The organism is Streptomyces sp. CNX435 (assembly GCF_059570575.1).
In genome coordinates, this window is record NZ_JCANTA010000009.1 from 39,576 (window position 1) to 51,741 (window position 12,166).

Below are 12,166 nucleotides of genomic sequence, written 5' to 3' on the forward strand. Positions count from 1 at the left end.
CAGGGTCATCTGAGCGAGGGGGTTTCGGTGGGACATGAGGCGCGGAACGACGACTTGGTGGGGCTGGCGGACGCGATCGCCGAGGTGCGGCGGGAGTTGGCGGAGGCGGAGGCGGAAGGGGAGCGGAGCAACAGCGACTGGCGGTTCCGGGTGGACCGGGTGAGCCTGGAGTTCGCCGTCGAGCTGCACCGCACGGGGGAGGGGCGGCTCTCGCTGCGGCTGGGGGTGGTGGAGGCGGGCGCGGGCGGGTCCGCGACCCGGGTGGGTACGCACCGGATGCAGCTGGAGCTGGTGCCGCACGGCGAGTCCGGCGAGCGGCCGGTGAGCCGCTTCTGATGCCGCTGACGTGCCGGCGGCGCTCGGGTCCCGGTGGTACGGGCCCGGGGCCGGCCTCGGCGGCGGGGCGGCGATGGCGGCGGGGCGGCGATGGCGAGGGGGCCGTACGGGATGGGGTCCGTACGACATCGCCTGGTCGGCCGGCTCCGGAACGATTCAGCACCGGGTCGGCCGGGTGGTGCGGGTCGAGCAGATGGTGCGGGTGGTGCGGGGTCGTGCGGGTGAGGGGGCGGCTAGCCCCGTTCGATGCGGATCGTCGTCCACGCCCCGACGTGCACCCGGTCGCCCTCCTTGAGCGGCACCGGGACGAAGGGCTGGATCGGGTCGGCCGCGCCGTTGACCGTCGTGCCGTTGGTGCTGTTCTGGTCGACGACCGCCCAGTTGCCGTCCGGCTGCTCGACGAGCATCGCGTGCTTGTGCGAGACGCCCGGGTCCTCCGGCGGGCGGGCGAGGTCGATGTCCGGCACCTCACCCGTCGACTGCCGCTTGCGGCCGATCGCGATCTGCTGGCCGACCAGCGGCACCTTCTGCTCCGGCGAGTACGCCGGCAGGTTCAGCCCCTGCGCCTCGGGACCGCTGCGGGACATCATCGCGGCGAAGTACTCCCGGTCCGGCCCCACGACCGCCACCCAGCCCACCGGCTGCGGCGGCGGCCCCTGGCCGGGGAAGTGCTGCCCCTGTTGCTGTTGCTGCTGCGGCGGCGGCTGCGCCGAGCTGGGCGGTGTGATCACGAAGTCGCCGCCGCCCACCCGCGGGTCCTGCTGCGCCGGCGGGGCCGGCGCGGGCACGCCCGGCCCCGGCGCCATGCCCGGACCCGGTGGCGGCGGGGGCGGAGGCGGCGGGACCTGCCCCGCGCCGGTGTCCGGGCCCAGCGGCTCCGGGCCCCGGTGGACCTGCGAGGGGCCCGACGGCTGATACGTCAGCCCCTGCGGGTGCTGCGGGTGGAAGCCCTGTGACAAGCCGGACGCCATCGTCGGCGGCACGTACGGCTGGGCGCTGTGGGTGACGAAGTTGTACCGGCACTCCTCGCAGAACTGCGCCTGCCCCTCGCGGGGTGTGCCGCACGACGGGCAGGGCTCGGCGGCCTGGGTCGGCTCGCCGACCGGGGGACCGGGGTAGCCGTAGCCCCCCGGGCCCGGCGGCGGGACCTGGGCGGCCGGCGGCGGGACGGCGCCGGGCATGCGGATGCCGCACACCTCGCACCAGTCCTCGGCTCCTGACGGGTGACCGTTCGGGCAGGTCGCCATCTCGGTGGATCCCCCTGTCTCGCTCTCGTCACTTCTTGACGCGGACCGTCTTCGTCGACCGCGTCTCCAGTGTCATCTCGTCGGCCTCCGCGACCTTGGCCTTCAGACGCACAGTACCGCTCGCGGCGTCGACCACGTCCACCACCTTCGACAGTAGTTTTGCGGTGTCCTCGTTGCCGGAGGCGCTCGCCAGCTGGACGGCGCGGCCCAGTTTGGCCGTGGCGCCGTCCATGTCACCGGCCTTGCGGTCCTCCAGTCCCTCCTGGATGACGTGGGCGAGTTCGGCCTGCCCGGTGTAGTGCGCGACCTGCGCGTTGATCCGGGTGGAGGCCGCCATGTCGTCCGTCCACACCGCCCGGATCAGCCCCTGGGAGAGCGTCTGCGCGCTGCCGTCCGGCTGCGGCAGGATCAGCGAGACCCGGGCCGCGAGCATCTCCTGGCCGACGGAGGCCGCGGGTACCTCGACGCAGACGTGGTAGTCGCGGGACTCGTCGCCCCACGAGCCGGTCGGGTAGTCGCCGGCCCGCGGGCCGGCCTCCGTACGCCGTTCGGTCAGCTCCTCGACCGTGGGCGCGACCTGCTTGACGAACTTGATCGCCGAACCTTGCGGGGTCCACAGCCGCAGCGCGACGTCCGCGACCTCCTTGCCCATCGCGGTCTCCATCATCTGCGTGAAGTCCGTGGCAAGACCGGCCGGGTCGGCGACGATGTCGGCGGTGCCGAGCAGCGCCGAGGCGATGCCGGTGACCTCCTTGACCTCCCAGTCCGTGCCGACGCCGCGGGCGTCGCAGGTGAAGCGGCCGGCGCAGGCGTCGAGGGAGGCTCGCAGGTCCTCCGGCGACTCGTGCTCGTTGCGGCCGTCGGTGAGCAGGATCCCGTGCCGGATCGCCACGTCGGCGGAGCCGAGCAGCTTGTCCGCGAGCCGCAGCCAGGTGCCGATCGCGGTGCCGCCGCCGGCGCTCAGCTTGCGCAGCGCTTCCTTGGCCTCGGTACGGGTCGTGGCGTCGGCGACCGCGAGCTGGCCGCCGCCGGGGTAGACCTCGCGGGCCACGTGGGTGCCGGCGACGACGGCGAACGCGACGCCGTCGCGTACCGTCTCGATCGCGGCGGCCGTGGCGTCCCGGGCGTTGCGCATCTTGGTGGGGGGATAGTCCATCGAGCCCGAGCAGTCGACCATGATCACCACGCCCGCGTCCGGGCCCCCGGAGCCGGGCTGGGCGCGCGACCGGTCGGCGGCGGGCAACGGCATGCCGCCCGTCGTGCCGCCGCCCGTGGAGGCGACGGTCACGATCGCGTTCACTTCACGGCCGCCCTCGGGCAGGTACTCGTTCTGGTAGACCTCGACCGAGAACTCCGGCGCGTTCGATTTCGAGAAATTGGCCATCTCGTCCCCTCCCACTGATGGTATTTAGATCTATGTAGACAATTCACCGGGCAAGAGAGGCTGAACACGTACCTGTGCGCCGCCCCCCGTGGCGGATCAGGCCACCCCGCGTCCCCCTTTCATCAGGAAGGGCCTGCCCCGCCCGCCGGGCCGGGGAACGGGAGTACCGCCACTGTTACGTTGTCGTGGCCGCCGCCGTCCAGCGCGTGGCCGACGAGCACCTGGGCCGCGTGCAGCGGCCGGGTCCCGGCGTCGGGCGGCACCGCGGCGGCCAGCTCGGCCGCCGCCTCGGCGTAGTTCCACAGGCCGTCGGTGCACACGACCACCACACCCGGTCCGTCCGGCTTGAAGGAAGCCGTGTGCGGATCGAGTTCGTGCGCGTCCGCGCCCAGCCAGCCGGTGATCGCGTGCGCGCGCTCGTCGGCGTACGCGTCGGCCTCGCTCATCAGCCCGGCGGCGACCATCTGCGCCGCCCACGAGTCGTCCTCGGTGAGCCGGGCGGAGGGCGCGGCGCGGTCGTCCGGCACCCAGTACGCGCGCGAGTCGCCGATCCAGCCGACGGTCAGGATGCCGCCGGCGATCACCGCGCTGACGATCGTGCAGGCCGGGGCGTTCTGGTGGCTGAGCGGCGAGTGCTGCGCGGCCAGTTCGTTCACCGCGCCGGCGGCGGCGAGCAGCGCCTCGTGCATCGCCTGCTGCGGGTGCAGCCCGCGGCCCAGCGTGGCCCGCAGCGACGTGCCCGCGGAAGCGCTGGCGGCGGCGGACGCCTCATCCGGGCGGCTCGCGGAGGACACGCCGTCGCAGACGACGGCGACGGTCGCGGGGGCGCCGTTGGGCAGGGCGGTCTCGGCGATGGCGAAGAAGTCCTCGTTGCGGTGGTGGCGCAGGCCCCGGTCGCTGACCGCGGCGACGCCCTCCACCTCCTGCTCCATGTGGTCCCGCTCGCGCGGCTGCGCGTGGCCGCAGCGCTCGCAGTAACCGTCGGTGTCGATCGCCCCCGTACGGCACGCGATGCAGCGCCGCCCCGGCGGCACCGGCCCGGCGGCGGCCGGCCCCTCCGCCTCGGCCGCATCCCCCGCCCCGGCGCCGGGGGCGGCGGTACCCAGCACCGCCCGCGGGTCGGCGCCCTGCGGCGCCACCGGCTCGGCGATGCGGTAGTGCTCGGGGTCCTCCTCGGGCGCGTCGAGCAGGAACTCGCCGGTGTCTCCGGCGTTCTGCGGTACGTCTCCGGGGCTCGCGATGCGGTAGCTGCCGGTGCGCTGCGCCGCCGAGCGGCCGTCCGGCGCCGCCGGACCGGCCCCGGCCGCCTCGCCGGCGCCCGCCGGCGGTGCCGCGGGCGCGGGCGGCGTACCCGGCGGGGCCACCGCGGGACCGACGCCGTTCGCGCCGGCCGCGGGCTCCGCCGGCGCGGGCGCCGGCGCGGCGAGGTCCGCGCCGCACGCCCCGCAGAACAGGTCACCCGCCTCCAGCGGCTCCTCGCAGGAGGGGCACGCACTCAGCTGGGATACGGGAGGTGTGTTCGCCATGGGCTTTCCTCTCATACCCAGGTCTTCGGCCGGTAGCGGTTGGCCCGTTCGACCATGTCGATCCGCTCGTGACCGTGCTGCGCGAGCCGGGCCAGTACCCGGAAGGAGTTTTCCAGACCGAGCCGCAGTCCGTTCTCGTCCAGCGCGCAGCCCAGCAGCGGCTGCGGCGGGCCCACGAGGGCCGGGCCCGCACCGGCCCCGGTGCGGCCTGTCAGCACCCAGTCCAGCGCACTGCCCAGTACCTCGGTGGACAGCCTCGCCCTGCGGCCCGCGTCCAGGCCCACGTCCTGCAGCCGCTCCACCTGCGTACCGGCCGCCTGCAGATCGGTCAGCAGCGGCTCCTGGGGGGCGCGCTGGCGCAACCGGGCTCTGACCGCGGCGACGCGCGCCGCGGTGTAGTGGATGGACGCCTCCGGTACGGACTCCAGCGCCCGTACCGCACCGGACCGGTCGGCGGCGGCGAGCCGCACCCGGGCCAGGCCGAACGCGGCGCTGACGTAGGCCGGGTCGGTCGTCCACACCAGCCGGTAGTACTCGGTGGCGTTGTCCAACTGGCCCAGCACCTCGGCGCAGATGCCCAGCGCCAGCTTCGGCGCGGGCTCGCCGGGGAAGGCGTCGTAGATCGCGTCGAAGGACAACGCGGCGGTCTCGAAGTCGCGGGTGGTCAGGGCGTGCAGCCCGCGGTACCAGACGACCCGCCAGTCGTCGGGGTGCTCCGTGTTCAGCTCGTCCAGCGCCGTCCACACCAGGCTTAGGTAGTCGAGCTCCAGCCGGGCGCGTGCCTGGGACAGCTTCACCTCGATCGAGTCGGTGGGCGCGTTGTTCAGCGCCGCGAGCAGCTCGGTCGGCGCGGACGTCATCAGACCTGCGAGGAAGCCGGCGTTGGGGTCGTTCGGGTTCACCCGCGGCACCGGCAGCGCCAGCGCCGCCGCGGGGGAGTCCAGCGGCAGCGTGTCGGCGATCTGCGCGGGCAGCGCCACCTGCGTGCCCATCGGCTGCCCGCCGCCCGGCAGTTGCGCTACGCCCTGCGCGGCCGGCAGCGCCGGGGCGCCGTTCCCGGCGGCCCGCGCCGCGCGCTCGCGCTTGCCGACCGCCCGGGCGCCGAGCTGCGAGGTCTCGCCGGTCGCCGGCGGGAACAGCTCGGTGTCCACCACCCGCAGCTCCGGGCCGAAGAGCGTGGACAGCGCCGGCTGCGGCTTGCCCGTCTGCAGCGCGACGACCTCCCGCAGCACGCCCGTCAGCTGCTCGGACATCTCCGCGGCCGAGGCGAACCGGCGGGCCGGGTCGGGGTCGGTGGCGCGGACGAGCAGGCGGTAGAAGGACTCGTACCGGTTGAAGACGTCGATCGAGTCGGGGTCGGGCAGGCTGTCGACGAAGACGTTGGTGTAGCCCTGGAAGTCGAAGGTCAGCACGGCCAGCGTGCGGGCCACCGTGTACAGGTCGGAGGCGATCGACGGGCCGACCTCGGCGACCTCCGGCGCCTGGTAGCCGACGGTGCCGAAGATCGCGGACTCGTCGTCGTCCATGCGGCGCACCGCGCCCATGTCGATCAGCTTGAGCTGGTCGCCCTGCTGGATGGCGTTGTCGACCTTGAAGTCGCAGTACAGCAGGTTGCGGCTGTGCAGGTGCCCGAGCGCCTCCAGCGCCTCGATCCCGTACGCGCACGCCACCTCGACCGGCAGCGGGTCGCGCTTGCCGTCCGGCGTACGCCGCTCGTTGGCGATCTCCTTCATCGACTTGCCGCCGACGTACTCCATGACGATGTAGCCGTCGAGGCTGCCGGTGCGCTGGTCGAGGTGCTCGACGAAGTTGTAGATGCGGACGATGCCCGCGTGCTCGATCTCCGCGAGGAAGCGGCGCTCGGAGACGGCGGCGGCGATGGCGTCCTCGTCGCCGGTGTTCAGCAGGCCCTTCAGGACCACCCAGCGGTCGGCGACCGCGCGGTCGATCGCCAGGTAGATCCAGCCCAGACCGCCGTGCGCGAGGCAGCCCGCGACCTGGTACTGCCCGTGGACGATGTCGCCCTCCTGCAGCTTCGGCACGAACGAGTACGGCTGCCCGCACTTGGTGCAGAAGCCCTCCGTACGCCCCGCCCGCCCGCCGCGCGAACGCCCCACCGGCGCCCCGCAGTCGCTGCGGCTGCAGTACCGCTTGCGCTCGGGCACCTCGGGGTTCTCCAGCACGGCGGTGCGCGGGTCGGGCCGGGGCACCTCCGGCACCGTCACCAGGCCCGCGCCCAGCTTGCCGCGGGAGGCGACCGCCGACGTACGGGAGCTCTTGACCGAGACCGAACGGCCCGTCGCCTCCCCGGCCAGCGCGCGCGACAGCCGCCCGGAGACCGACCGGCGCGACGCCCGCGAACTGCTCCGGGACGTGCTGCTCGACCGGCTCGACGCACTGGAGCTGCTCGACGAGCTGCCCCGGCTGGCGCGCCCGCGGCCGGTTACCCCGGTGGGCGCCGAGCCGACGATGCCGTCCGGCGAGACGACGGGGGCGAGACCGCAGGTGTCGCAGTACAGCTCGCCGCCGCCGACGTCCTCGTACGTGCCCCCGCAGCCCGGCCGCTGACATGCCTGCGCGTTGCTCATGACTCCCCCAACTCCGTTCCGTCCAGCCTCACGCCATGCCCCCGGGTCGGTCTACCGGGCCCGCAAGCACCTCGGCCGTGGCCCGCTGGTAGCGCCGCACCGCCTGCTCCGCCGCGATCAGATCGCAGGGCGCCGACCACAGCAGCCGGCGCGCCGCGTCGTACCGCTCCACCAGGATGCGGTCCTCGGCGAAGCCGTGCCGCGCCACCTTCGCCTTGTACGCGTCCAGCCGGCCGCGCAGCTCCGCGCGGACGGCCAGCGGCGCGGTCACCGCGGTCAGCGACTCCCGCGCCCGCAGCAGCTCCTCCTCGGCCCGCTGCTCCAGGCTCTCCAGCAGCGGCGACAGCCGGTGCCACTGGGCGCGCCTGCGGAACTCGACCGCGTTGGCCAACTGCTCGTTCAACGCGGTCGGCGGGCCGCTGACCGCCGGTACCTCGGACGCCGCGATCTTCGCCAGCACCTCGCCGCGCGCCCGGCGCGCCTCGCCCAGCGTACGGTCCGCGCGTGACAGCACGTCACGCACCTGGATCAGCCGCTCCTCCGCGTCCTGCCGGACGTGCAGCACGGCGTCGATCTCCCGGCGCACGTCCTCCAGGCCGCGCGCCGCCGCGTCGTAGCGCGCCGTGTCCGGCGTGCCGCCGCCCGGCGCCGCGCCGCGGCTGTGCCCCGCCGGCCGGGACCAGAACGCCAGCGGGTCGCGTACCACCTCGTCGCGCAGCGAGGACAGCTCCGCGGTGATCCGCTCCAGGTCGTCGCCCGCCGGGTGCTCTCCGGGGCGTACGCCGACGGACTGGGCCAGCGACCGGGTGCGCTGCAGCTCGGCGGCGAGCAGGTCGATGCGCGCGGGCAGCGCCGACCACACGGAGTCCGCCGCCGCGACGACGTCGATCACCTCCGCGTACCACCGGTTCATCCGCTCCACCAGCTCGTCCAGCTTCAGCGACTCCGACAGCCGGGCCGGGCCCGTCAGCGACGCCGGATAGCCGCCGGCGACCGTACGGGGCAGCGGGGCGGCGCCCGGCGCGATGGTCACGCCGTGGTCGCGCAGCAGCGCCGTCAGCTCGGCCAGCTCCGCGGCGCCGGGCGAGCGGCGGCGGGCGCGGATCTCGCGGGCCGAGCCCAGCGCGCCGGTGTACGCGTCGAAGTGCGCCCACAGCAGCGAGATCGCCTGCTCGGCGGCGGCCCAGCGCTCCTTCGTCGTACCGGACAACTCGGCGCCCTCCAGCAGCCGGCGTCCCGCGTGGTCCTGGAGCGCGAGCAGCGAGGTCTCGATCGCCTCGTGCTCGGCTCCCAGCCGCGCAAGCGCACGATCGACCTCCTCGCGGTCCATCGAACCCCGTGGCGGGAGCGGCATCTGTTTCCCTCCGTGCTGCCGTGCTCTGCCCGTTGACGTGTCGTTACTGCCTGCGCCTGCTCAGTCCTTGTACTTCGGGGCCGGCGGACCGTCGATCCCCGGCATGTCGTCGGCCAGCCACTCCTGGTAGGCATCCTCCCAGCGGCCGTCCTTGCGGTAGTCGTCGAGGAGGCTGTTGACCCGGCGCACCAGGTCGTCGTCGTCGATGTTCATCGCGACGCCGTAGGGCTCGGGGCTGTTCAGGGTGCCGAACAGCTTCATCGACGGGTCCTGCGCGGCCTGGCCGGCCGCCAGCGCGTTGTCCGTGACGACCGCGTCGGCCTCGCCGAGCTGCAGCCGCACCAGGCAGTCGAGCTGGTTCGGCACCAGCTTGACCTCCGCGCCGTACGACTCCTCGTCCAGGGCACTCTGGCCCGTGGAGCCCTCGGCGGTGCAGACGCGCTTGCCGTCCAGGCTCTCGTCGAAGCCGGTGATGTCCGAGTCGGCGGGCGCCAGCACCGCCTGGTCGCCGGTGAAGTACTCGGTGGAGAACGCCACTTCCTTGATGCGCTCGCAGTTGATCGTCATCGTGCGCACCACCACGTCCACCCGCTTCTCCTGCAGCGCCGGGATGCGCTCGCTGGTGGGGATGGAGCGGAAGACGACCTTGCTCTCGTCGCCGAGGATCTCTCCGGCGATGGCCCGGGCCAGGTCGATGTCGAAGCCCTCCAAGTCGCCGCTGAGCGGGTTGCGGTAGCCCCACCGATAGCTGTTCTGGTCGATGCCCGCGATCAGATAGCCGCGGTCGATGATCCGCTCGACGCCGTCGCCCGAGGCGGTCGCGGACGGCCGCAGGCTCGCCTCCGGCGTCTCGCAGTCCTCCTGGCTCGACTTCGCCGGCTGCGCCGAGACCGCGCCGCCCGCGGCGCGGTCGTCCGCCGGGCGGTCCTGCCGTCCGTCGCCCGCGAGGACGGGCAGCAGCGCGGCGGTCAGGGCGACGGCCGCCGCCGTCCCGGCCACGCCGCCCCAGCCGCGCAGGTTCCGCCGTGTCCTCGGCGCCTTCGGTGCCTTCGCTGTCCGCACAGCTGCCTCCCCCTCCGCCGTCACCGGTACTCCGAGAGCCTGCGCCCGATGCCGAACACCGCGCCGGCGGCGCCCAGCACGGCCAGCACCGCGGCGCCGATCCACAGGCCGGAGAACGCCCCGCGGCCGTCCTCGGCCGCCTGGGTGAACTCCCGCTGCTCGTGCTCCAGGGCCTCGACGAGGCTCTTGTCGACCTGGTCGAAGAACTCGCTGGTCGACTTCTCCCCGTCGCCGCCGATGACCATCTCCTTCGCGGCCTCGTAGTCGCCCGCGACGTTCTTCTTCTGCGCCTCGCCGTGCATCTCGCGCCATTCGCGTACGTTCTTCATCGCCTCGGCGACGGGCTCGCGGCCCTGGTCGTCGTCGGCCAGCTCCATGGCGCTGCCGAGCATGCTGTCCGCCGGCGCCTCCTCGGCGTCGGCCTTCTTGCCGGCCAGCTCGCTCATGCCTTTGAGGTAGCTGGCCTCGTACGTGTCGACGCCATCCTCATTGGCGACGGAACCCCGGTTGACGTACGTCAGGTTCTCGTCGGCCCGCGCCCGGAGGGTGTTGATCCGCGCCTCGTTGAGCGCGTGCAGCGACTGTGCGCCGTGCCGGTCGGAGTCGCCGAGGCCGGAGCGGGCGAAGGTGTGCCCGACGGCCAGCCAGAGCAGCACGACCACGGTGGCCGCGGAGGCCGCCAGCAAGCCGTGGTTGAACACCCGGTTCGTACGGCGGAAGTGGCGGCGCTGCGCCCAGAACAGCACCCCGAGCGCGAGCAGCCCGCTGACCAGCGCGGCCCACGGCCACGCCTTGGCGTCGGAGTAGTCCTGCTCCAACTGGGCGGTCTCGGAGCGGTACAGCTTCTGGGCGCCGGGCAGCAGCGTCTCGCGCATCTGCTCGTCGGCGTAGCGCAGGTACGCGCCGCCCAGCGGCAGGCCCTGGCGGTTGTTCGCGCGGGCGGTCTCGACGAGCGAGGTGTAGACGGGCAGCGCCCGGTTCAGCCTCTCGATCTCCTTCTCCGAGGCCCCCGCGCCGTGGGAGTCGGCCGCGGCCCGCACCAGCAGCTCCGAGGCCCGCTTGATGTCCGCGTCGTACCGCTCGCGCACCTCGCGCGGCTCCTGCCCGCCCTCCAGGAAGCCGGTGGCCGCCGTGGTGTTGGCGTCGGCGAGGGAGCGGTAGATCTCGGCGGCGGCGGCGCTCAGCGGCTGGCTGCGGTTGACGACGTCGTCGGCCGCCGCCGACCGGTCGGACACCTGCCACGCGGTGAGCGCGCCGAAGAGCACGACCAGCGCCGCCAGCACGGCCCCGATGATCCGCAGCCGGCCCGGCTCGGTGGTCGCGGCGCCACGCAGCCGGTCGAAGCCCTCGGCGAACGCGGAGCGCCGCTCCGGCGGTGCGGCGGGCGGCGGCGGTGCGGCGGCGCCGCCCGCGGGGGAGCCCGCCTGCGGTACGGGTGAGCCGTCCGGCGCGGCCTGCGCTGGAAACGCAGGCGCGGTCTGGTGCTCCGGCGGCGCGGCGCTGCCGGCCGGCGGCGGGTACGTCACGTGACCTCCCCCTGGGTCGCTGGCGGTCGCCCGGTTGCGTGGGCGGGTCCAGTCCACCCCGGGCACCGCCGGCAAGTATGGCGGCCTGTGCCGCCCGTCACACCGCGATTCCCGGGATCTTGTTCGGATCGGTACCGTAGCGCGCCGCCCGAGCGGGCGTCAGGCTCCCATCCTGCCCTTCTTCACGCGCGGTGCACCCGTTCGGTTCCTGTTCCGAACGGCTTGCCCGCCCCGGGGGAGAGCCGGGGCGGAGGCGCCGCGAGGGGCGTCACCGCGGGCACGGCGGCGGGCGGTGCCGCGGCACGGCGGCGGGCGTGGCAGCGGGCATGGCGGCGGCATGGCGGCGGCATGGCGGCGGGCATAACAAAGGCCCGGTTCTAGGCAGAGATGCCGTCGATCCGGGCCAGGGCCTCATCCGCGCCGTATGGCTGCAGGTAGGGCAACCAGCGCGGGTCCCTATGCCCCGTTCCGATGATCCGCCACGCCAGCCCGGACGGCGGGGCGGGCTGGTGGCGCAACCGCCAGCCCAGCTCGTGGATCGGCCGGTCGGCCTTCACGTGGTTGCAGCGGCGGCAGGCCGCCACGACGTTGTCCCAGCGGTGCTGTCCGCCGCGGCTGCGCGGGATGACGTGGTCGACGCTCGTGGCCACCCCGCCGCAGTACGCGCAGCGCCCCCCGTCGCGGGCGAAGAGCGCCCGGCGCGTGAGCGGAACGGGCCCCCGGACGGGGACCCGTACGAATCTCTGCAGCCGTACGACGCTCGGCGCCGCTATCACCCGTGTGGCGCTGTGCAGGAAGGCACCGGACTCCTCCAGGCTGACAGCCTTGCCGTTCAGCACCAGGACGAGCGCGCGGCGCAGCGGCACGACGCCGAGCGGCTCGTACGAAGCATTGAGGACGAGGACGTGCGGCACGGGGCCTCCTTGTACGCCGGCGGCGCGTGGCTTGCGCCGGGACGATCCGGTCAACAGTGTGTCCTGCACTCCCGCCTCCGCGCCAGCCACGATCAGGTAAACGGGCCAACCGCCCGGCAAGGTTCCACGGCCGCGCCCGAGAAGTTGATCCCCCCTTCGGCCCCGCCCTACGCCTGGCCGCCGGGGGCGGTAACCGGACCGCAACACGGGCCCCGTCCGGCCCCCGCGC

Annotated in this window: 10 protein-coding genes; 2 read left to right on the forward strand and 8 right to left on the reverse strand. The window is 74.2% G+C overall.

The features are described from left to right. The first annotated feature begins 27 nt into the window (after positions 1–27). Entirely contained in the window at positions 28–336 is a 309-nt protein-coding gene (locus tag T328_RS17000) for a trypco2 family protein (protein ID WP_496496908.1), read from the forward strand. Positions 337–569: 233 nt separating this feature from the next. Here the strand turns inward: T328_RS17000 and T328_RS17005 are convergent, their stop codons facing one another. From T328_RS17005 to T328_RS17020, 4 genes are all read right to left on the reverse strand, one after another. Further along, the gene (locus T328_RS17005) at positions 570–1,583 is read right to left on the reverse strand and encodes an FHA domain-containing protein (RefSeq protein ID WP_496496909.1); all 1,014 of its coding nucleotides are present in this window, start codon (positions 1,581–1,583) and stop codon (positions 570–572) included. A 28-nt stretch (positions 1,584–1,611) separates the two neighbouring features. Further along, positions 1,612–2,967, reverse strand: coding sequence for a vWA domain-containing protein (locus tag T328_RS17010; RefSeq protein WP_496496910.1), 1,356 nt, complete (start codon positions 2,965–2,967; stop codon positions 1,612–1,614). Positions 2,968–3,089: 122 nt separating this feature from the next. Beyond that, a complete protein-coding gene (locus T328_RS17015; protein ID WP_496496911.1) occupies positions 3,090–4,493 on the reverse strand; it encodes a protein phosphatase 2C domain-containing protein in 1,404 nt (467 codons plus the stop codon). An 11-nt stretch (positions 4,494–4,504) separates the two neighbouring features. Further along, the gene (locus tag T328_RS17020) at positions 4,505–6,703 is read right to left on the reverse strand and encodes a serine/threonine-protein kinase (RefSeq protein WP_496496912.1); all 2,199 of its coding nucleotides are present in this window, start codon (positions 6,701–6,703) and stop codon (positions 4,505–4,507) included. Positions 6,704–6,770: 67 nt separating this feature from the next. On the opposite strand from T328_RS17020, the gene T328_RS17025 reads away from it, so the two are divergent. Beyond that, a complete protein-coding gene (locus T328_RS17025; protein WP_496496913.1) occupies positions 6,771–7,061 on the forward strand; it encodes a hypothetical protein in 291 nt (96 codons plus the stop codon). 48 nt (positions 7,062–7,109) lie between these two features. Here T328_RS17025 and T328_RS17030 read toward each other — a convergent pair whose 3' ends face one another. From T328_RS17030 to T328_RS17045, 4 genes are all read right to left on the reverse strand, one after another. Then, positions 7,110–8,411, reverse strand: a complete 1,302-nt coding sequence (locus tag T328_RS17030) for a hypothetical protein (protein WP_496497069.1) — start codon at positions 8,409–8,411, stop codon at positions 7,110–7,112. An 84-nt stretch (positions 8,412–8,495) separates the two neighbouring features. Further along, positions 8,496–9,452, reverse strand: a complete 957-nt coding sequence (locus T328_RS17035) for a glutamate ABC transporter substrate-binding protein (protein WP_496497070.1) — start codon at positions 9,450–9,452, stop codon at positions 8,496–8,498. A gap of 65 nt (positions 9,453–9,517) precedes the next feature. Beyond that, on the reverse strand, positions 9,518–11,023 hold the full coding sequence (locus T328_RS17040; protein WP_496496914.1) for a GlnX family signal transduction membrane protein: 1,506 nt from the start codon (positions 11,021–11,023) through the stop codon (positions 9,518–9,520). A 377-nt stretch (positions 11,024–11,400) separates the two neighbouring features. Beyond that, the gene (locus tag T328_RS17045; RefSeq protein ID WP_027770178.1) at positions 11,401–11,937 is read right to left on the reverse strand and encodes an HNH endonuclease; all 537 of its coding nucleotides are present in this window, start codon (positions 11,935–11,937) and stop codon (positions 11,401–11,403) included. Between the last annotated feature and the right edge of the window lie 229 nt (positions 11,938–12,166).

What these genes read in the sequence shown, in the direction of transcription:
- T328_RS17015 (WP_496496911.1), bottom strand. Translation starts at nt 4,493, where the DNA reads ATGGCGAACACACCTCCCGTATCCCAGCTGAGTGCGTGCCCCTCCTGC.
- T328_RS17005 (WP_496496909.1), bottom strand. Translation starts at nt 1,583, where the DNA reads ATGGCGACCTGCCCGAACGGTCACCCGTCAGGAGCCGAGGACTGGTGC.
- T328_RS17010 (WP_496496910.1), bottom strand. Translation starts at nt 2,967, where the DNA reads ATGGCCAATTTCTCGAAATCGAACGCGCCGGAGTTCTCGGTCGAGGTC.
- T328_RS17030 (WP_496497069.1), bottom strand. Translation starts at nt 8,411, where the DNA reads ATGGACCGCGAGGAGGTCGATCGTGCGCTTGCGCGGCTGGGAGCCGAG.